The organism is Stenotrophomonas sp. YJH_SMC_16, assembly GCF_059367875.1.
In genome coordinates, this window is record NZ_JCAFRH010000009.1 from 1 (window position 1) to 19,396 (window position 19,396).

Here is a 19,396-nt window from a genome sequence, read left to right on the forward strand (position 1 = left end):
AACATTCTGGCAAGGAAGCTGGCCAGGATCGCCTGGGGCGTGTTCAAAAGCGGCCGAGACTTCGATCCGGCCATGCTGAAGGTCGGTCAAGCCTGCTTCCAGCAGGCTTGACCACGAACATAGGATCTCGACTCTACAAAGGCGAAAGCAGCCGAGCATGGCTCGGCTCTACATGGGAGAGGGTCATGTCTTCTGCATTGAAGGTGGTTGCATTGGTGGGGTCGCCGACCAGTTCGGCGACGTCGCGCACGTTGCTGCTGGTGCGGCACCTGCTGGAGTCGTTGCAGCAGCGGGTGCACGCCAGTGTGGATCTGGTGGAGCTGGCACCGATCGCGCGTTCGCTGGGGCAGTCGTTGTCGCGCGATGAAGCGGAGCCCGCCGTGGAGCAGGCGCTGCAGACGATCGAGTCGGCCGAGCTGCTGGTGGTGGCCGCGCCGGTGTATCGGGGGGCGTATCCGGGGCTGTTCAAGCACCTGGTCGACTTCATCGGGCTGGAAGCGCTGGTGGATACGCCGGTATTGCTGGCAGCGACCGGCGGCAGCGAGCGCCATGCGCTGGTGATCGACCACCAGCTGCGGCCGTTGTTCAGTTTCCTGCAGGCGCACACGCTGCCGATCGGGGTATATGCCACGCCTGCCGACTTCGATGGCGAGCACATCAACAGTGCCGCTTTGCAGGCGCGGATCGCGCTGGCGACCGAGCGTGCGGCCGGCCATCTGGCTACGCAGGCGCTGGCGGTAGCGGCGCCGCTGCGACGCATCGCCTGACGGCATAACCGGCGGCGCTTTGCTTATGGCCAAGGCGCATCTGCGTGGCCGGATCTGACCGCCGATTGTCGTCTGGCATCGCCGTGCCGACGGCCGTCATCTCTAGCATCGATATCGAAGCGGCATCGCATTGCCGCCCCCCGATGAGGACGACCCCGTGAGTCTGGACGCAACCGACAAGCCCATCCTGTTCCTGCTCGACCGTGAGTTCGAGGACGGACAGATTCCCGGCCAGCGCTTCTTCTGCCGGCACAGCCTGCTGCTGGAAGGGGCGCTGTCGAGCATCGACGGCTTGGACGCGCAGCTGGACGTGCGCCGCATCGGCTTCGCGCGGCCGCGCCGCGAGGTGATCGCCGAGATCGGCGAGCAGGACCAGTCGCTGCCGAAGCTGGTGCTGCCGCAGGGCGTGCACAGTGATCTTGCGAGTGGCGCGCACCAGGACCGCCAGTACATCTCCGGCGCCGAGCCGATACTGGCCGCACTGAACGGGTTGCTCGGCATCCCCGTGGCCCATCCCTGAGCGAGGACGCGACGATGAGCTATCAGATCAGCGTACTGGACAAGAGCCCGGTGGCCGAGGGCGCGTCGCCGGAGCAGGCGCTGCGCAACAGCCTGCAGCTGGCGCAGCGTGCCGAGCAGCTGGGCTACCACCGCTACTGGTTCGCCGAACACCATGCCGCGCCGACCTTGGCCAGCCCCGCACCGGAAGTGCTCGCGGCCTGGGTACTGGCGCAGACCCGGCGCATCCGCATCGGCAGCGGCGGGGTGATGCTGCGCCACTATGCGCCGTACAAGGTAGCGGAGAACTTCAACCTGCTGTCGGCGCTGGCGCCGGGGCGTGTCGATCTGGGCGTGGGCAAGGCGCCCGGTGGCCTGCCGGCCTCTACAGCTGCATTGGCAGCGGGGCGACCGGCGTTTGCCGACTTCGACCAGCAACTGCGCGACCTGGAGGGCTACCTTTCCAGTACCGAAATCGAGGCGCAAGCGCGCCCGATCCCGCAGCAGGCGCCGGAGCGCTTCCTGCTCGGTGCCAGCCCGCAGAGTGCGAAGCAGGCGGCCGAGCTGGGCTGGCGCTTCGTCTACGCCGCGCACTTCGATGGCGACCCGAAGCACATCGAGGCCGCGTTCGAAGCCTACCGCAGCGTCTCCTCGCAGCCCCCGCTGCTGGCCACGGTGGCCTTCGCCGCACCTACGGCCGAAGCGGCTGCGCGGCATATCGGTGCGCTGCGCGTCTACAAGCTGCACCTTGGTCCCGGGCAGGCGGTGAACCTGCCCAGCCCCGAGGCGGCTGCCGAGTACGCACGCCAGGTGGGCGTGGCCGACTTCCGCATCGAGGAAACGCGCCCCAGCGTGCTGTCCGGCGATGCGCAGCATGTGCGTGACGAACTGGACGCGCTGCACCGGCGCTTCGGCGTGGGTGAGTTCATTCTCGATGCGCCGGTGGCCGACCTCGACGCACGCCTGACATCCCTTGAACTGCTGTCGCCCGCGCCGCGCGCGGCGGTGGCCTGACCTGCAGGAGCGATTCCCATGAGCACCACCCCGCGCCACATTCCGTTCGGCATCATGCTGCAGGGCCCCGGCAGCCACATGCATGCCTGGAAGCATCCGTCCAATCCGGCCGATGCCAGCGTCAACCTGCAGTTCTACATCGACATTGCGCGCACCGCCGAGGACAACGGCATTGCCTTCGGTTTCGTGGCCGATGGCCTGTACATCAACGAGAAGTCGATCCCGCACTTCCTCAACCGCTTCGAGCCGATCTCGCTGCTGTCGGCGCTGGCCACGGCAACGAACAAGATCGGCCTGGCCGGCACGCTGTCGACCTCCTACAGTGACCCGTTCACCGTGGCCCGCCAGTTTGCCTCGCTGGACCTGCTCAGTGGCGGCCGCGCCGGCTGGAACGTGGTGACCTCGCCACTGGAGGGTTCGGGCCGCAACTACGGCCGGCCACATCCGGAGCACGCGCTGCGCTACCAGATCGCCGATGAGTATCTGGACGTCGTGCAGGGGCTGTGGGATTCGTGGGATGACGACGCCTTCGTGCGTGAGCGGAACAGCGGCACCTTCTTCGCGCCAGAAAAATTCCGCCGACTCGACCACAAGGGGCGCTTCTTCCAGGTGGAAGGGCCGCTCAACATCCAGCGTTCGCCGCAGGGCCAACCGGTGATCTTCCAGGCGGGTTCGTCTGATGATGGCATCGCACTGGCCGGCAAGTACGCCGACGCGGTGTTCACCCATTCGCCGTCGCTGGAAGAAACCCGCGCGTTCACCCAGAAGGTGAAGAACTCGGCGATCGCGCACGGCCGCAGCGGCAACGATGTGAAGATCTTCCCGGGCATCGGCCCCATCGTCGGCCGCACCGCCGAGGAGGCCGAAGCCAAGTATCAGGCGATTGCCGCACTGGCCACGCTGGAGGATGCACTGGCGTACCTGGGGCGCTTCTTCGATCACCACGATTTCAGCCAGTACGATCCGGATGCACCGTTCCCGGAGCTGGGTGACATCGGCAGCAACTCGTTCCGTTCCACCACCGACCGCATCAAGCAGGATGCGCGTGAGAAGGGCCTGAGCCTGCGCCAGGTGGCACTGGAAGCAGTGAGCCCACGGCCGAACTTCATCGGCACACCGGAGCACGTGACCGATGAGTTGATCCGCTGGTTCGATGCCGGTGCCAGCGATGGCTTCATTCTCGGCTTCGCCGCGCAGCGCGAGGGCCTGGACGATTTCGTGACCCAGGTGCTGCCGATCCTGCAGGCGCGCGGCTACCACCAGCGCGAGCTGGAAGGACAGACCCTGCGCGAGCATCTGGGTCTGCCGTACAAGGCCAGCCGCTATTCGACCGACGCCGAACCGGCGCGGAAGGTGGGGTAGGGCGATGAGCGGAGAAACTGCGGCAGCACCGGGCCACGCCCGGCGGAATCCCGCGTCCATCGGCGTGCTGCCGGAAATTGCAGCACGTGCCGAGGCCGCCATCGCGATCCGCCATGACCTGCACCAGCACCCGGAGCTGGCCTTCGAGGAGCACCGCACCAGCGCCCGCGTGGCCGAGCTGCTGCAGCAATGGGGCTATGAGGTGACCACCGGCCTCGGTGGCACCGGCGTGGTCGGCACGCTGCAGCGTGGGCAGGGCAGTCGTCATCTCGGCCTGCGTGCAGACATCGATGCACTGCCGATCCATGAGGACTCCGGCCTGGCCTACGCCAGCCAGACCGAGGGCCTGATGCATGCCTGCGGCCACGATGGACATACCGCCATCCTGCTGTCCGCCGCGCACTACCTGGCCCATCACGGTGATATCGACGGCACCCTGCAGCTGGTGTTCCAGCCTGCGGAAGAAACTGGTTCGGGTGCATCGAAGATGATTGCTGACGGCCTGTTCGAGCGCTTCCCCGTGGATGCGATCTATGGGCTACACAACTGGCCGGGCGTGCCGGTGGGCCACTTCGGTTTCGTCGATGGCCCGGCGATGGCCTCGGTGGACTGGGCACGGCTGAAGGTGATCGGCAAGGGTGGCCATGGCGCCGAGCCACAGGGCAGCGTCGATCCGATCCTGGTGGCGGCGCACATCATCACCGCGCTGCAGAGCGTGGTGTCACGCAATGTCGATCCGCGGCAGATGGGCGTGGTCACCGTGGGCTCGATCCACGGCGGGCAGGCCGCCAACGTGATTCCGGATGTGGTCGAGCTGAAGCTGACCGTGCGCGCCTACCTGCCGGAAGTGCGCGACACCCTGCGGCGCCGGGTCACCGAGATTGCCGAACAGACCGCCGCCGCGTTCGGTGCGCGCGCCGAGATCGAGTTCCCGCGCGGCTTCCCCAGTGTGATCAACCATCCGCAGCAGACCGCCTACATCCGCGAGGTGGCCGTGCAGGGCTTCGGCGCCGCACAGGTGGTGCCCGAATTCGCGCCGCGCACGGCCAGCGAGGATTTCGCCTTCCTGCTGCAGGCACGACCGGGCAGCTTCGTGTTCGTCGGGAACGGCGAGAGCGCGCCGCTGCACAGCCCGCGCTACGTGTTCAACGACGCCGCCATTGCCCCCGCCGCCAGCCTGTGGGCGCGACTGGCCGAAGACTATCTGGTGAAGGACGTGGCATGAGCAGCAACGAACGCTTCCTCTATACCTCGGTGGATGATCCGCTGGCGCGGCCGCTGTTCGACGGCCTGGAACAGGAGTACGACAGCCGCTATGCCGACGTGCGCCGACGCATCGGTGGCAGCGCTCGCGAGGAGCTGCAGCGCTACCCGGCGCAGGCCTTTGCGGCCCCGGTGGGCGCCTTCGTGCTGCTGCTGCGCGACGGTGTGGCGATTTCAGGTGGTGCCTTCATGCCGCACCGCGATCCGGATACCGCCGAGTTCAAGCGCATCTGGACACTGCCCGGGCTGCGTCGCCAGGGCATTGCGCGGCGCGTGTTGCAGGAGCTGGAAGAGCAGGCGGCGCGGCAAGGGTACCGGAGGGTGTTCCTGACGACCGGCTTCCGCCAGCCTGAAGCTGTTGGCCTGTACCTGAGCCACGGCTACACCGCGCTGTTCGATCTGGAGGCCGACCCGGAAACGGTTGCGCATCTGCCGTTCGAGAAGCACCTGCGGGCGACGACGCCTGTCGTTACCCCTGCACAGGCACTGCTGCACGGAGCCCACGCATGAGCACACCGTCGACCGCGCTGGAGGGCATCGCCGCTCGTCCGGCGCCCGGACAGGCACTGAAGATCGTGCCGGCCCGGCATCCGCTGCAGGTCTTCGGCACGGTGCTGGCACTGGCGCTGATCCTGATCGGGCTGCAGTCCGTGCTGGGCAATCCGCGCTGGGGTTGGGGCACCTTCGCCGAGTGGTTCTTCGCACGCCCGGTGTTGGAAGGCCTGGGTCGCACGCTGCTGCTGACCGCGCTTGGCACCGGCCTCGGTTTCGCGCTGGGTACGCTGCTCGCGCTGGCACGCGTCTCCGGTTCGCCGCTGCTGTCGGCGGTGTCGTGGGGCTATGTGTGGTTGTTCCGTTCGATCCCGTTGCTGGTGCTGTTGCTGCTGTTGAACAACCTGGGCTATCTGTACAGCACCATCGAACTGGGCGTGCCGTTCACCGGCATCAGCCTGTTCTCGTACCCGACCACACAGCTGATCGGTGTGTTCACTGCGGCGGTGCTGGGCCTGACCCTGAACCAGGCGGCGTTCTCGGCCGAGGTGATCCGCGGCGGGATTCTGTCGGTGGACCACGGACAGTACGAAGCGGCCGCTGCGCTTGGCCTGCCGCGTAGCCGCCAGGTGCGCCGCATCATCCTGCCGCAGGCGATGCGCTCGATCCTGCCGGCCGCCTTCAACGATGTGATTGGCCTGGCCAAGAGCACTTCGGTGGTCTACGTGCTGGCGCTGCCGGAGCTGTTCTACACCGTGCAGGTGATCTACCGCCGCAATCTGGAAGTGGTGCCGCTGCTGATGGTGGCCACGGTCTGGTACCTGGTGATCCTGACCGTGTTGTCGCTGCTGCAGCGGCGCGTGGAACAGCGCTTCGCGCGCGGCCAGCTGCAGCGCGAGCGCTCGGTGTCGCGGGTGTCGTCACCGGTACGGACATCCAGTGATGCTGCGCCGCGCGTGGCCAACCGCCCGCGCATCGCCACCCAGGTGGAAGCGGGCGAGGGTGCGGCGGTATCGCTGCATGGCGTGGGCAAGGTGTTCGGCGATCAGCCGGTGCTGGAAGACGTGAACCTAGACCTGCGCGCCGGCAGCGTGACGGTGCTGATCGGCCCGTCCGGTGCCGGGAAATCCACGCTGCTGCGGTTGATCAACCACCTGGAACGCGCGGACAGTGGTTACGTGACTGTCGGCGGCCAGCTGATCGGTTACCGCCGCGAGTGTGACACGTTGTACGAACTTCCCGAGCGCGAGATCCGCCGCCGTCGTTCCGAGGTGGGCATGGTGTTCCAGGGCTTCAACCTGTTCCCGCATCTGACCGCGCTGGAGAACATCATCGAGGCACCGATCGCGGTACGTGGTGTATCGCGCGCGCAGGCCGAGCAGCAGGCGCGCACACTGCTGGAGCGGGTCGGCCTGGCCGACAAGGCCGATGCCTTCCCCCGCCAGCTGTCCGGTGGCCAGCAGCAGCGCATCGCGATCGCCCGCGCACTGGCGCTGCAACCGAAGGTGCTGCTGTTCGATGAACCGACCTCGGCACTGGACCCGGAACTGGTGGCGGAGGTACTCAGCGTGATCGAGGAACTGGCCCGTTCCGGCACCACACTGGTGATCGTCACCCATGAGCTGAGTTTCGCCCGCCGCGTGGCCGACCACGTGGTGATGATGGACCAGGGGCGGGTGATCGAGCAGGGCACGCCCGAGGCGTTGTTCGAGCGCCCGCGCCAGCAACGCACGGCCGATTTCCTGGCCAAGACCCTATAGCCCTGGAAGGAACACCATGAGCCCTGCAGCACCGCGTCGTCCCTCGCGCAGCACCCTGTTGATCGTGGGCGTGCTGGTCATCGGCATCGCCGGCATCGTCTATTCGCGCGTACGCCAGGCACCGGATGCCGGCGCCGTGGCCGCGACCAGCCTGGCCGGTGCGAACACGGCCGTGCTGAAGGGTACGTTTGACCCGAAGGCTCAGGCGTTGATCCCGGCCGACTATCGCTTCGTCACCCCCGGCACATTCACCGTTGCCACTCATCCGGGGCAGCTGCCGCTGGCCGACTATGGTGCCGACAGCAAGGACGTGGTCGGCATCGAGCCGGACATCGCGCGGCTGATCGCCGATGGGCTGGGCCTGAAGCTGGTGATCGTACCGGTGGCCTGGCCTGACTGGCCGCTGGGGCTGGAATCGGGCAAGTACGATGCGGTGCTCTCCAATGTGACGGTCACCGAGGAGCGCAAGAAGAAGTTCGATTTCTCCAGTTATCGCTACGACCTGCTGGGCATCTACACGCGCGCCGATGGGCCGATACAGAAGATCGAAAAGCCCGCCGACGTCGCCGGGCTGAAGGTGGTGGTGGGTGCCAGCACGAACCAGGACCAGATCCTGCGCCAGTGGGACCAGCAGAACATCGCTGCCGGCCTGAAGCCGGTGGAGTACCAGTACTTCGACGACGCGGTGGTCGGCCGCTTGGCGGTGATCACCGGCCGCGCCGATGTCTCGTTCGAGCCCAATGCCACCGGCGCTTATTCGGCACGCGATGGCAAGGTGCGGCGTGTTGGCCTGTTCCCAGGGGGATGGCCGAACGCTGCGGCGATTTCGGTGACCACGCGCAAGGGCAGCGGCCTGGCCGACGCGGTGACGCAGGCGCTGAATACCCAGATCGGCAGCGGCACCTATGCGCAGGCGCTGAAGCGATGGAATGTGGCCGAGGAGGCGGTGCCGCAGTCGCAGACCAATCCGCCGGGGTTGCCGACGCTGCAATGACGCCGGGCGTGCCAATCCGCCGGGGTTGCCGACGCTGCAATGACGCCGGGCGTGGCCCGGCGCTACCTCCGTCTTTGTAGAGCCGAGCGATGCTCGGCTGCTCTACCAACGCGCCTCCAGTGTCCGGAACGGTTTCGACAACCGCACACCCTCGGCATCGAAGTCGGAAACGCTACGTCCATCCACACGCACCGTCTTCGGCATGGTGCGCTCCGGCCACCAGACCTTCACCGCCGTCCCGCTGCGCAGCCCCTCACCAAGCGCCACCGTCAGCACCCCGTCGCGTTGCCGCGCCTGCATCTGCAACGTGCCATACGCTGTCGGCAACCGCTCCACCGCCAATCCATCGCCTGCCACCCACGAGGGCGGCGTACCCGGCAGCAGTGAGAGGGCATCATCGTCTTCGCGCATCAGCATGCCGAACAGCGTGCGGCCGTACTCGGCACCAATCCAGGTATGCGGCATGTCGCCCAGGTAACGCGGAAAACGCAGGCGTGAGTGCACGACCTCAGCCAGCACCTGCCACTCATGCGGGCGCCGATCATGCAGCAGTCCCTGCAGCAGCTCATCGGCCACCTGCGGCTGGCCCAGGTGCACATAGCTCAGCACATTGCGGATCTCGTACGGTGTGTACGCGTACAACGCACCAGGCTGGCTGCGCTTGCGCACATCGTCCAGATAGCGCGCGAAGGTGGTCCGCAGCGCCTCGGCGGGCAACACGCTCTGTGCGCCGGTCGGGTCCAGTGCGATCGAAACGCCGGTGGGATCGCCATCGCCCAGGTCGGCCGAGGAGGGAATGAAGTCGATGCCCTTCCACGCCATCGTCGCCCGGATCGAGGCATGCAGCGCGTCGTAAAGCAGTTTGTACTGTTCGCGTGCCCACGCTGCGGTCTCGTGGTCGCCCAGCGATTCGGCCAGCCACGCGCCGTCGTGCCAGCCCTTCAGGCCCCAATAGTCGTCCCAGTAGCTGTGGGTGGGAGACGGATAACCCTCATGGCTGATCGACGGCGCAAGAATGCCCGCGAAGCGCTCCGGCGCTGGCTGGTCGGCCTTGTAGCCGGGCACCAGCGTGCGTTCGCGTAGTTCCTGCAGGAAGCGCAGCGCTGCCTTCACTTTCGGCAGATAGGCACGTACCGATTCGGGTCCGCCATCGAGGCGCGCGACATCGGCCACCAGCGCCACGTACTGGCCCTGGCTGTCGTACTCGATATCCGAACCGAAACCGGTGTTGACGCTGCCATCGTCGTTGAGGATCGGCGAGACCAGGCCGTTGGCATGCACGCCGTGTTCGCTGTACCAGCCCAGGTAGTCGCGCGCGACCTTGGCTTCACCCATGCGCAGCAGCACCGCCGAGGTGGCCATGCCGTCGCGGATGAAGGAGCGGTTGTAGTTGCGCGGGCCGGGCTGCATGGCCGGGCCGGTCTGGTTGATCAGCATGTAGGCGGCCTGCGCACGCAGCATGTCGACCAGTGAGGGATCGGGCAGGCGCAGGCCGACCTGGCCCAGCCGTGCCTGCCAGTCCGCGGAGGCCTGCGTGGCCAGGGAATCGAACGCCGCATTGGCATCGCGGGGCAGCGTGGCTAGATCGAGCGCAGGCGCTTCGGGCAGTGCGCCCTTGGTATCGGCGGCGGTAGTACCCAGCGGGAACGCGACCACGATGGCATCGCTGGCCCCCGGTGCCAGTGATACGCGGTAGTTCAACGCAGCCGAGGCAAGACCCTCGTCGTCGCGCGCCTGTTGCGTGGAGGGCAGCTGGCCGGCAGCGAGGGTCGCGGTGATTTCCGTTGCGCCATCCTTGCCGAACGGCGCCGCGCCGGACGCAGCCACTGGCGTGAGCGACTGCAGCAGCGTGCGTCCATTGATGCGCACCGCCTGCCCATCGATGGTCACATCGCGGATCGGTGACAGCCCGCCGTTCTGCCACGGCGGATTCATCTGCATCGGGCGCACGACCAGGCTGAGCGTGCCTTCGATCCTGGCGCTGCCCGTGTTGTGCAGGCGATGCCGCAAGAACGTTACCGGCTGGCCGTCGCGCTCGATGGCGAATACCTCGCTGCGCAGCTCCAGGCCGGGCTGCGGTGACCACGAAGCGGAGGGCATCGGCTTCCAGCCATCCCGCAACGCGTGCTGTATCGGCTGTCCTGCCGCGCCCGCGGCACGCCCGTCAGCGCCACGCCAGATCGGCTGCACCAGCGGCGCGCCCTTGAAAGCTTCCAGATTGCCGTACTCGTCGAAGATTGATTTCTGTCGTCCTGCGTGCACACCGACGGCGGTCCAGAAGGTCTGCTGCATCTGCAGCGATGCCGGGAACAATGCGCGCTGAGCGCCGCTGGCGGTGATCTGGTATCGCTTCATCGGCGTCATTACCGCCTTTGGCCCGAGCAGGCGCAGTCGCGCGACCTGCGGTGCGGGGCCGTCCACGCTCAGCCGGAACGCACGCAGGGGTTGTGCCGTGTCAGCAGCCAGCCAGCTTTGCCGATGATTGGCCGCCTGTGCATCGTGTGCGAGGTCCTGCCAGCGGCCCTGTGCATCCTGCGCCTGCAGTCGTGCAGCGCCGCGCGCGCCATCGGCCCAGTCGACCACCAGGCCAGCCGTGGATTGAGCCTGCGGCAGCGTGATCTCGAGCGCATGGGATCCACCTTTTCCGGTCGGAACCGCAATGGTGCCGCCGCCTTGCCAGAGCGCGGCTGCCTTTGTTGCATCGACATCGGCGATGCGTGCGCTGAGCGTGCTGTCCAGCGGCTCCATCTCGAAGATCGACACACCCCAGTCGGAGGTGCGCTGCGGACTGGCCAGTCGTAGATAGCGCGCCTGCCGCGGCGCGAAGTACAGCGTTTCCACATCGCCCAGTGAATCGGCCATCGTGTACGCGGTCTGCCACTGCGTACCATCCATTGAGGTCTGCAGTGAATAGCCTTCCGGGTTGGAGACATCCCAGGTGAGTCGTGCGCCAGCCAGCAGGGTTGGCGTGCCCAGATCGATCTGGAACCAGTGGCCGGGGCTGAAGGCGCCGCCGGTGACGGTCTTCGGGTCGCCGTCGATCAGGTGGCTGATCGCCATCGCCGGCACCTGCTGCGAGGAACTGCTGGCCTGCCATTGGCTGCGCGGGGGAAGGGGCTGTGCCTGTGCGGCGGCGGCGAGGGCGGCCAGTATCAGGGTGGCGGCAGTAAGCCACGGAATGGCTGAGCGGGAGACCTTGGAGCGTTCGGCGCGCAATGTCATTACGTACAGCCTCGCAGGTTCGGCCGGTGTCGGGCGAGCGCTACGCTAGCAAGGGATGTAATCGGTTACATGACGCACTGCAGCGTCGCAGGCCGCTTCTGTGGTTGACGCAGCCGAGCATGGCTCGGCTCTACATGGTTTCCGGCAGGTCAAGCGCACCGCACGCTACAGCTCCACCGTCTCCCACCAGCGCGTACCCGCCTGCGGCGCCTGCATGTCCAGCGCTTCGCCCATCATCGGCGTAGCCACCGGCACGTTCTTCGCGGCCGCCAATGCGGTGATGCGCTCGAACGGCTGCTGCCACTCGTGCAGGGCCAGGTCGAAGGTGCCGTTGTGGATCGGCAGCAGCCACTTGCCGCGCAGGTCCAGGTGCGCCTGCAGCGTCTGTTCCGGCTGCATGTGCACGAACGCCCAGCGCGGATCATAGGCGCCGGTCTCGATCATGGTCAGGTCGAACGGGCCGTACTTCTCGCCGATGGCCTTGAAGCCGTCGAAGTAGCCGGTGTCGCCGCTGAAGAAGATGCGGAAGTCGTCGTCCTGGATCACCCACGACGCCCACAGGCTGCGGTCGCTGTCGCCCAGGCCGCGGCCGGAGAAGTGCTGGCCCGGGGTGGCGGTCAGGCGCAGGCCGCTGGCCTCGGTCGATTGCCACCAGTCCAGCTGTTCGACCTTGCTGGCGTCCACACCCCAGGCAATCAGCTGGTCGCCGACGCCGAGCGGGGCGATGAAGCGCGCGGTCTTGCCTGCCAGCTGCATCACGGCGGCATGGTCCAGGTGGTCGTAGTGGTTGTGCGAGAGGATCACGCCAGCGATCGGCGGCAGCTCTTCGATGCTGATCGGCGGTGCGTGGAAGCGGGCCGGGCCCATCCACTGCACCGGCGAGGCGCGCTCGGAGAAGACCGGGTCGGTCAGCCAGTACTGGCCGCGCAGCTTCAGCAGGATCGTGGAGTGCCCAAGCCGGAACAGGCTGCGGTCCGGCGCGGCGTCGAGGGTGGCGCGGTCCAGCGGCAGCACCGGAATCGGGTGCGCAGGCACGGTGCCCTTGGGTTTGTTGAAGAGGAACGTCCACCAGATCTCCGCACCGTCGCGCAGGCCCATCGCCGGACGGGGCAGGGCATTGTGGAACTTGCCGTCGCGGTACTGCGGCGAATCGGGGAAGTCGGGGAGGGACCAGGATTTGCAGAAGGTGTAGGCGGTCACGGCGAGGATTCCAAGCAAAAGGACAAGGAGCAGGCGCTTCATGGGTGACGTCCGCTGGGTACACTGCACAGTGTAGTTTCGTGTTTTTCAAAAGTACACTGTCCGGTGTAAAATGTGCGCATCCGTTCAGTTATCCGGTTTCTGCCATGCCCCGTGCCCCGCAACGCCTGACCGACCGTAAACGCGATGCCATCGTGCGCGCGGCGGTGGAGGAGTTCCGTGCCTCGGGCTACGAGGCCACCAGCATGGACCGCATCGCCGAGGCGGCCGGGGTCTCCAAGCGCACCGTCTACAACCACTTTCCCAGCAAGGAAGCGTTGTTTTCGATGATCCTGGAGGAGCTCTGGGAACGCAGCGTGGCCAGCGACGCGTTACCGTACCGCGCCGACCAGCCGCTGCAGGCGCAGCTGCTGCAGTTGCTGGGCCAGAAGCTGGAACTGCTCAGCGATGCCAACTTCATTGACCTGGCGCGGGTGGCGATGGCCGAGATCATCCACTCACCTGAGCGCGCGCAGGCCATCGTCTGCCGCATGGGCGAAAAGGAAAGCGGCGAGAGTGCCTGGATCCGCGCGGCCATCGCCGATGGCCGACTGCGCGAGGTCGATCCGGAGTTCGCCGGCCACCAGCTGCACGGGCTGGTGAAGAGCTTCGCGTTCTGGCCACAGGTGACGATGGGGCAGGCACCGTTGAGCGCACAGGAGCGTGCACGCGTTGCCGAATCAGCGGTGGCGATGTTCCTGGGTTTCTACGCGGTCTAGCTGGTCGCGAAGCGGCGGAACTCGTCGGCCGGCAGCGCCGCCGAGTACAGATAGCCCTGGCCGACATCCACACCCAGTGCGCGCAGTTGCTGTTCCTGCGCCAGGGTCTCGGTACCTTCGGCCACCACGATTGCACCGCAGCGGTGCGCGACTTCGACGATGAAGCGCACGATCGACTGCGACTTGGCGTCGGACAGTGTGGCGATCAGCGCCTGCTCGATCTTGACCTCGGCGATGGCCAGCTGCGAGAGCAGGATCAGGGTTGAATAGCCAGCGCCGAAATCATCCAGTGACAACGTGACCTCCGCCGCCAGCAGCTGTGCGATGTTGGCATCGACCACGTCGCGCTCGACGATCTCGGTCCATTCGACGATCTCCAGGCGCAGCATCACGCCGGGCACATCGTGCAGCTGCAGCAGTTCCTGCAGGCGCAGGCCGAAGCCGGGCAGGCGCAGTGACTCGGCCGAAACATTCACGGCGATTTTCAGCTGCGTGCCATCGCGTCGGCACTGCTGCAGGAAGTGGATGGCCGACTGCAGCGTGGCCCATTCCAGTTCAGCCAGCCGCCCCTGCCGGCGCAGCAGCGAGATCACCCGCATGGGCGCGATCAGCCGACCCTCGCCGTCGCGCATGCGCAGCAGTGCTTCGGCGCCGACCAGCTGGCGATCCTGCAGGCGATGCTTGGGCTGGTAGCACAGCGGGGCGTCGCCCTGCTGCAGCCAGCGATCAAGGGCGACTTCAATCAGGGCGTCGATCTCGCTGTCGCGCTGGATCGGGTCGTCGAAGAACACGACGCCGGATTCGATCGCACTCAGCGCCACGGTGATTGCCCGGAAGGGCAGGTGGCCATCGTCTGCCGCGGCCGGTGGCTTCAGTTCGACCACCGCGCAGCGGAACAGCGGCCGGAAGCCGGGCCAATCGCGGCCGACCCGATCGGCCAGGTTGCTGGCCAGCTCGGTGATCTGCGGCTGCGTGCGCAGTTCGGACAAGGTCAGGTCGCGCACCAGGATCGCCAGCGCGGCATCGCCGAACTGGTAGATCTCCAGCTGGCCGGCCGGCAGCGAGGGCAGCAGCCGATGCACCTCTTCGGTGCTGTCGCGCTGCCACAGGCCGTTGTCCTGCAGCGGACCGTAGCGCAGGCGCAGGTCGCGCAGGTTGCCCATCTCGGCCACGATCAGGCAGGCCTTGCCGATGCCGTCGTTGTCGCGCCAGTAATGCTGCAGGCGTTCGCCGAGCGCACGCATGTTGGGCAGGCCACTGATCGGATCGATGCGCAGCCAGGCGTGTTCGCGCTGGCGCTGTGCATCGATCTGCGCATCGTTGTAGACCAGTGCGAACACGGCGCCCAGCATCAGCAGTGACAGCGGCAGTGCCAGCAGGCGCTGGATTGCCAACTCCTCCACGGGCAGCTGATGGACGCCGATGATTGCGACGCCCAGTGCCAGGCCCAACGCAGTGACGACGATACGCACGCCCCAGGCCTGCAGGATCATGCGCAGCGAGAGTTCATTGAGCATGCGCGGGTGCAGGCGCCTGCGCAGCCAGACGCCGGCCAGCGTCTGCAGCGTGGCCTCGAGGCCGGCTGGCAGAAAATACTGGGTACCGGCGAACTGGTATCGGGCCAGCAGGCTGGCACCCAGGCAGGCCAGGCCGCCGCGCCAGCCGCCGAGCAGTCCGCTGACCAGCAGGATGTCGAAGCCGAGGTGCAGCTTGACCACGCCCTGGGTATAGCGGGCCACGAACCAGGTGTTGAACAGGTAGATCAGGCCCAGCGCCACGCCCACGTACAGGCGGCGGCCTTCAATGGCATGGCCAGCGCGACGGGTGGCGATCAGCAGCACGCCGATCATGCCGATCACCGCCGTGGCCTGCAGCAGGTACAGCGGCAGGCTGGGCAGGGCGCTGTCCAGGACCTGGGCCGAGACCCGTGAAAGCGCATCCATAGCAGGTTCCCGCCTGTGACCGACGGCCAGTGAGGAGCAGGGTAAACCACAGGCGCCCGAGCGGCCACCAAGGGCCCCGGGCCGAGGCCTCTGCAGTCAGTAGCGCGGGTCGGCGATGGCCGGCAGCACCAGTTCGCGCACGAAGCCGGACGGTGACAACTGCAGCAACGCGCGCACCATCGCAACGACGTCATGCACGGGCACTAATTCGCCGTCGCCGCGCGCTGCGGCCTCTGCAACCGGCACCGACAGTGCATCGTCGGTGTTGAGGTAGCCCAGCTGCAGGCTGGTCACCGCCAGGCGGCGATCGCGGAAGCCCTCGCGCAGTGCATCGGCGATGCCGTTGAGTGCGAACTTGGATGCGCCGAACGCCACTTCCGGGCGGCCACTGCGCGGCAGTGCCGAGGTTGATCCGGTCAGCACCAGCTGCGGGCGTGGTGCGCCGAGCACTCGCGGCAGCAGGCGCTGCAGCAGCACCAAGGTGGCGGTGATGTTGACGTCGACCAGTTGGGTGAGCGCGGCATCGCTCTCTTCGAGGAAGGCGTACTCGTCGCTGAAGGCGGTCTCTTCCCAGATGCCCAGGTTGTGGATCAGCACATCCAGATCGGCCGGTGCCTGCGCTGCGATGTGATTGGCAGCCAAGGTGGGTTGGGACAGATCGGCCTCGATCCACTGCAGAGTGACACCCTCGGGGCATTCAAGATCGCGTGGACGCTTGCGCGAAACGCCGATGACGGTGTCGCCCGCACTGCTCAGGCCTTCCACGAACGCCCGACCGAGGCCCCTGCTGGCGCCGATGACCATCAATTTCATGTTGCTTCCTTGTTGTACTGCGGCGGCCTCAGTCGGCAGCCAGAATGGTGTCCCAGTCGGCGAACGCACGCAGGTTGCTGCGTTCAGCGGTAATGATCGAGGCGATGTTGTCGAGCTGGCAACGGTACTGTGGTAGTAGCCGTCGCAGCTGCTGCAGGTGCTGGGATGTACTGACCACTGACAGCCGGGTCAGTTTGGTCAGGCCTCCCATTGCGCGCTCTGCTGGGCGGTGTGCTTCGGGATCGGCGAGAATCCGTAGGGTCCCCAGCAACAGGAGCATCCCGACATGGGAGCACCCGATCCCTTCACTGATGGCCTGCCGCTGCCGCGGGCGTGGCAGGAAGCGTTGGCCGATGCGCGCATCGAGCGGCAGTCGATCGGCGTGTCGCGCGCGGATGTCGCGCGGGTGCATCGTCCCGGGCAGACCGACGCCTTCCTGAAGTCGGAAGTGATCGACGCCTTCAGTGAGCTGGGCGATGAGATCACGCGCCTGCGCTGGCTGCAGGCACAGGGACTGCCGGCGCCAACGGTGATTGCCACCGCCGAAGAAGCGGGCCGGCGCTGGTTGCTGATGAGCGCGCTGCCCGGCCGCGACCTGGCCTCGTCGCCGGAACTTGCGCCGCAGCAGTTGGTGGAACTGCTGGCTGACGCGCTGCGCAGGCTGCATGTGTTGCCGGTGGCAGCCTGTCCGTTCGACCAGCGATTGGCCTCGCGCCTGCAGGCCGCGCAGGCAAGGGTGGAGGCGGGCCTGGTCGACGCCGATGACTTCGACGACGAGCGCCTGGGGCAGAGCGCACAGCAGGTGTTCGCCGAACTGTGCAGCACCCGGCCCGAGCATGAAGATCTGGTGGTCAGCCATGGCGATGCGTGCCTGCCGAACCTGATGGCGGTCGAGGGGCGTTTCAGTGGTTTCATCGACTGTGGGCGGCTGGGTGTGGCCGACCGCTACCAGGACCTGGCGCTGGCCGCGCGCAGCCTGGTTCACAACTTCGGCGACACGCGTTGGGTGGCGCCGTTGTTCCAGCGCTACGGCGCGTTGGTCGACGAGCGTCGGCTGGCGTTCTACCGGTTGCTCGACGAGTTCTTCTGAGCCCGCGCATGGCTGGCGATGCCCGCGCAGATCAGGCCGCCGACCACGCTCAGGTGTTCCAGCGCGAAGAACATCGCCAGCTGCTGTTCCGCGCCGTGCTTGGTCCAGAAGGTATGCACGATGACGATGGTCAGCAGCATGAACACCGCCAGCGCGCCGCTGCCCAGCCATAGCAGGCGATCGAGCAGCAGGCACAGTGAGCCACCCAGCAGCACCACGGCGCTGGCGATGTTGAACAGCGCGGGCGGTTGCAGCCCGGCCGCCTGCATTTCGGCCACGCTGTTGTCCCACGCCAGCAGCTTGGCCAGACCCGAGGACAGGAACACCACGGCCAGCAGCAGTCGGGCGAGGAACCACAGCACGCGGCTGTCGAGCAGGGTGGAGATCATCCGTGGCATGCAGCAACTCCGGGTTGAGCGTTGGGCGGGGCGGGCAGCATCGGGCCTCAACAGCGGTTGAGGTCAAGGCTGCCTGAACGAAGCCCGGTGGTGGCCGGGTTACCCTCTTCAAAATGGACGAACGTTCGTTCACTATTTGTGGCATGAGCAGAATCGACCGCAATGAGCAGCGCATGATCCTGATCCTGCAGGCGGCACTGCAGTGCTTCGTCGCAAGGGGATTCCACCAGACCAGCATGCGTGACATCGCGCAGGCGGCCGGTGTCAGCCTGGGCAATCTCTACAACCACTTCCCGGGCAAGGAAGCGATCATCCTTGCAGTGGCGGTGGCCGAGAGCGAAGAACTGGCACCGTTGCTGCAGCGACTGACCGCGTCCGATGGCGAGCGTGCACAGGTACTGGTTTTCCTTCAGGACTTCCATGCACTGTGCCGCCAGCCGGAATGGGCGACGCTTGCCGTCGAAGTGCTGGCCGAGAGCGCACGCAATCCGGCCGTGGCCGAGGCATTTGCGGCCAATCGCAGGCAATTGCAGGCGACGCTGGCCGAAGCCCTTCAGCAGGTGGCGCAACGCGAGCGGCGGCGCCCCGTGCTGGCAGCGGCACTGCAGGCGCAGGTGCTGCTGGATGCCATCGAAAGCGATGCGCTGCGTCGGGGGCTGGGCGAAGCCGATGGCACCGAGGAGGCATCGCTGGATCTTGGCCTGCTCGCGCTGCTGCTCGGGGCACGCGCATGAGCGCCGTTGACCGGCGATTGCACGGCCTTGATCTGGCGCGCTACCTGGCCTTGGCCGGCATGGTGCTGGTCAACTTCCGCCTGGCGATGGCCGTGCCCGCAGAGGGTGAGGGTTGGCTGGCAGGGTTCTTCCATCTGCTGGAAGGCAAGGCCTCGGCGACCTTCGTCACGCTGGCCGGCCTTGGCCTGGTGCTGGCCACGCAGCGGCAAGGGTGGTGGCCGGCCAGTGTGCAGACCTGGCGCCGCGCGGTGTTCCTGCTGGCGCTGGGCCTGCTCAACCTGACCCTGTTCCCAGCCGATATCCTGCACTACTACGCGGTGTATTTCGCGTTGGCGGTGCTGTGGCTGCGGGCCTCGCCGCGGGTGTTGCTGGCCAGCATCATCGCTCTGGCGGCCGGTTCGTTCTGGGCGTTGCTGCACTGGGACTACAGCCAGGGGTGGAACTGGCAGACGCTGGAGTACGCCGGTCTGTGGCAATGGCCGGGCGCGGCCCGCAACCTGCTGTTCAATGGCTTCCATCCTCTGCTGCCGTGGCTGTGCTTCTTCCTGCTGGGGATGTTGCTGGCACGCCTGCAACTGTCGCAACCGCGGGTCCAGCGTGCGCTGCTGGTGCTGGGCCTGCTGCTGATCGCGGCTGGACATGGCGTGCAGCAGCTTGCACAGGGAACGCCCTGGCAGGCGTGGCTGGGAACGCAGCCGATGCCGCCGGGGCCCGCCTACGTACTCACCGGTGCGGGCGCAGCGTGCAGTGTCATTGCCGCCTGCCTGTGGCTGACGCGTGCGCGACCGGGTGACTGGCTGGAACCGTTCACCGCGGCCGGGCGCATGACCCTGACCCTGTACGTCGGCCACATCCTGCTGGGCATGGGTACGCTGGAAAGCCTGGGCCTGCTCGATGGCCGTGCATCGCTCGCGTCGGTGCTGCTCTGGGCACTGCTGTTCCTGATGCTGGCTACGGGCGCGGCCTGGCTATGGTCGTGGCAGTTCGCACGCGGCCCGCTGGAGGCGGTGATGCGGCGCATCGCAGGCTAGTTCTCTGCTCGTGCCGAGGCGATGTTGTGACGGACATGTCTGTGTCGTGGCGAGTGC

Annotated in this window: 18 protein-coding genes and 1 pseudogene; 13 read left to right on the forward strand and 6 right to left on the reverse strand. The window is 66.9% G+C overall.

Translation table 11 applies throughout. The features are described from left to right. From AC5P6E_RS17465 to AC5P6E_RS17505, 9 genes and pseudogenes are all read left to right on the forward strand, one after another. Nucleotides 1–111: pseudogene (locus tag AC5P6E_RS17465) on the forward strand (IS110 family transposase); the annotation flags it as partial. A gap of 74 nt (nucleotides 112–185) precedes the next feature. Continuing rightward, entirely contained in the window at nucleotides 186–767 is a 582-nt protein-coding gene (gene msuE / locus AC5P6E_RS17470) for an FMN reductase (RefSeq protein ID WP_019338449.1), read from the forward strand. A gap of 157 nt (nucleotides 768–924) precedes the next feature. Next, nucleotides 925–1,287, forward strand: a complete 363-nt coding sequence (locus AC5P6E_RS17475) for a DUF3088 family protein (protein WP_019338450.1) — start codon at nucleotides 925–927, stop codon at nucleotides 1,285–1,287. Between the two features lie 14 nt (nucleotides 1,288–1,301). Beyond that, on the forward strand, nucleotides 1,302–2,279 hold the full coding sequence (locus AC5P6E_RS17480) for an MsnO8 family LLM class oxidoreductase (RefSeq protein WP_019338451.1): 978 nt from the start codon (nucleotides 1,302–1,304) through the stop codon (nucleotides 2,277–2,279). An 18-nt stretch (nucleotides 2,280–2,297) separates the two neighbouring features. After that, nucleotides 2,298–3,641, forward strand: coding sequence for an LLM class flavin-dependent oxidoreductase (locus AC5P6E_RS17485; RefSeq protein WP_019338452.1), 1,344 nt, complete (start codon nucleotides 2,298–2,300; stop codon nucleotides 3,639–3,641). Nucleotides 3,642–3,645: 4 nt separating this feature from the next. Then, complete coding sequence (locus tag AC5P6E_RS17490) at nucleotides 3,646–4,866, forward strand: M20 aminoacylase family protein (RefSeq protein WP_019338453.1); 1,221 nt, start codon at nucleotides 3,646–3,648, stop codon at nucleotides 4,864–4,866. Continuing rightward, complete coding sequence (locus tag AC5P6E_RS17495; RefSeq protein WP_019338454.1) at nucleotides 4,863–5,414, forward strand: GNAT family N-acetyltransferase; 552 nt, start codon at nucleotides 4,863–4,865, stop codon at nucleotides 5,412–5,414. Before AC5P6E_RS17490 ends, AC5P6E_RS17495 begins: the two co-directional genes overlap by 4 nt. Next, complete coding sequence (locus AC5P6E_RS17500) at nucleotides 5,411–7,156, forward strand: amino acid ABC transporter permease/ATP-binding protein (protein WP_019338455.1); 1,746 nt, start codon at nucleotides 5,411–5,413, stop codon at nucleotides 7,154–7,156. The genes AC5P6E_RS17495 and AC5P6E_RS17500 overlap by 4 nt, the downstream gene beginning before the upstream one ends. Nucleotides 7,157–7,172: 16 nt before the next feature. Beyond that, nucleotides 7,173–8,150, forward strand: a complete 978-nt coding sequence (locus AC5P6E_RS17505; RefSeq protein ID WP_019338456.1) for an ABC transporter substrate-binding protein — start codon at nucleotides 7,173–7,175, stop codon at nucleotides 8,148–8,150. 102 nt (nucleotides 8,151–8,252) lie between these two features. Here the strand turns inward: AC5P6E_RS17505 and AC5P6E_RS17510 are convergent, their stop codons facing one another. Continuing rightward, the gene (locus AC5P6E_RS17510; protein ID WP_019338457.1) at nucleotides 8,253–11,372 is read right to left on the reverse strand and encodes a discoidin domain-containing protein; all 3,120 of its coding nucleotides are present in this window, start codon (nucleotides 11,370–11,372) and stop codon (nucleotides 8,253–8,255) included. A 165-nt stretch (nucleotides 11,373–11,537) separates the two neighbouring features. Next, complete coding sequence (locus AC5P6E_RS17515; RefSeq protein WP_019338458.1) at nucleotides 11,538–12,614, reverse strand: MBL fold metallo-hydrolase; 1,077 nt, start codon at nucleotides 12,612–12,614, stop codon at nucleotides 11,538–11,540. Between the two features lie 104 nt (nucleotides 12,615–12,718). Here AC5P6E_RS17515 and AC5P6E_RS17520 point away from each other — a divergent pair, with 104 nt between their 5' ends. Next, nucleotides 12,719–13,330 (forward strand): TetR/AcrR family transcriptional regulator, encoded by a 612-nt coding sequence (locus AC5P6E_RS17520; RefSeq protein ID WP_010484672.1) that lies wholly within the window; start codon nucleotides 12,719–12,721, stop codon nucleotides 13,328–13,330. On the opposite strand, the gene AC5P6E_RS17525 is transcribed toward AC5P6E_RS17520, so the two are convergent. From AC5P6E_RS17525 to AC5P6E_RS17535, 3 genes are all read right to left on the reverse strand, one after another. Further along, complete coding sequence (locus tag AC5P6E_RS17525; RefSeq protein ID WP_019338459.1) at nucleotides 13,327–15,273, reverse strand: EAL domain-containing protein; 1,947 nt, start codon at nucleotides 15,271–15,273, stop codon at nucleotides 13,327–13,329. The genes AC5P6E_RS17520 and AC5P6E_RS17525 overlap by 4 nt on opposite strands. Nucleotides 15,274–15,369: 96 nt before the next feature. Beyond that, nucleotides 15,370–16,086 (reverse strand): SDR family NAD(P)-dependent oxidoreductase, encoded by a 717-nt coding sequence (locus AC5P6E_RS17530; RefSeq protein ID WP_483698977.1) that lies wholly within the window; start codon nucleotides 16,084–16,086, stop codon nucleotides 15,370–15,372. A 28-nt stretch (nucleotides 16,087–16,114) separates the two neighbouring features. Continuing rightward, complete coding sequence (locus AC5P6E_RS17535) at nucleotides 16,115–16,297, reverse strand: hypothetical protein (RefSeq protein ID WP_019338461.1); 183 nt, start codon at nucleotides 16,295–16,297, stop codon at nucleotides 16,115–16,117. Between the two features lie 75 nt (nucleotides 16,298–16,372). On the opposite strand from AC5P6E_RS17535, the gene AC5P6E_RS17540 reads away from it, so the two are divergent. After that, nucleotides 16,373–17,176 carry an APH(3')-II family aminoglycoside O-phosphotransferase gene (locus tag AC5P6E_RS17540; RefSeq protein ID WP_019338462.1) on the forward strand — a complete coding sequence of 268 codons (804 nt, stop codon included), beginning with the start codon at nucleotides 16,373–16,375 and terminating at the stop codon, nucleotides 17,174–17,176. Here AC5P6E_RS17540 and AC5P6E_RS17545 read toward each other — a convergent pair. Beyond that, nucleotides 17,149–17,574, reverse strand: coding sequence for a DoxX family protein (locus tag AC5P6E_RS17545; protein ID WP_029550851.1), 426 nt, complete (start codon nucleotides 17,572–17,574; stop codon nucleotides 17,149–17,151). The genes AC5P6E_RS17540 and AC5P6E_RS17545 overlap by 28 nt on opposite strands. A gap of 143 nt (nucleotides 17,575–17,717) precedes the next feature. Here AC5P6E_RS17545 and AC5P6E_RS17550 point away from each other — a divergent pair, with 143 nt between their 5' ends. Both AC5P6E_RS17550 and AC5P6E_RS17555 read left to right on the forward strand, forming a co-directional pair. Continuing rightward, a complete protein-coding gene (locus AC5P6E_RS17550) occupies nucleotides 17,718–18,308 on the forward strand; it encodes a TetR/AcrR family transcriptional regulator (protein ID WP_019338464.1) in 591 nt (196 codons plus the stop codon). Next, nucleotides 18,305–19,339 carry a DUF418 domain-containing protein gene (locus AC5P6E_RS17555; RefSeq protein ID WP_019338465.1) on the forward strand — a complete coding sequence of 345 codons (1,035 nt, stop codon included), beginning with the start codon at nucleotides 18,305–18,307 and terminating at the stop codon, nucleotides 19,337–19,339. Before AC5P6E_RS17550 ends, AC5P6E_RS17555 begins: the two co-directional genes overlap by 4 nt. The last annotated feature ends 57 nt before the right edge of the window (nucleotides 19,340–19,396 follow it).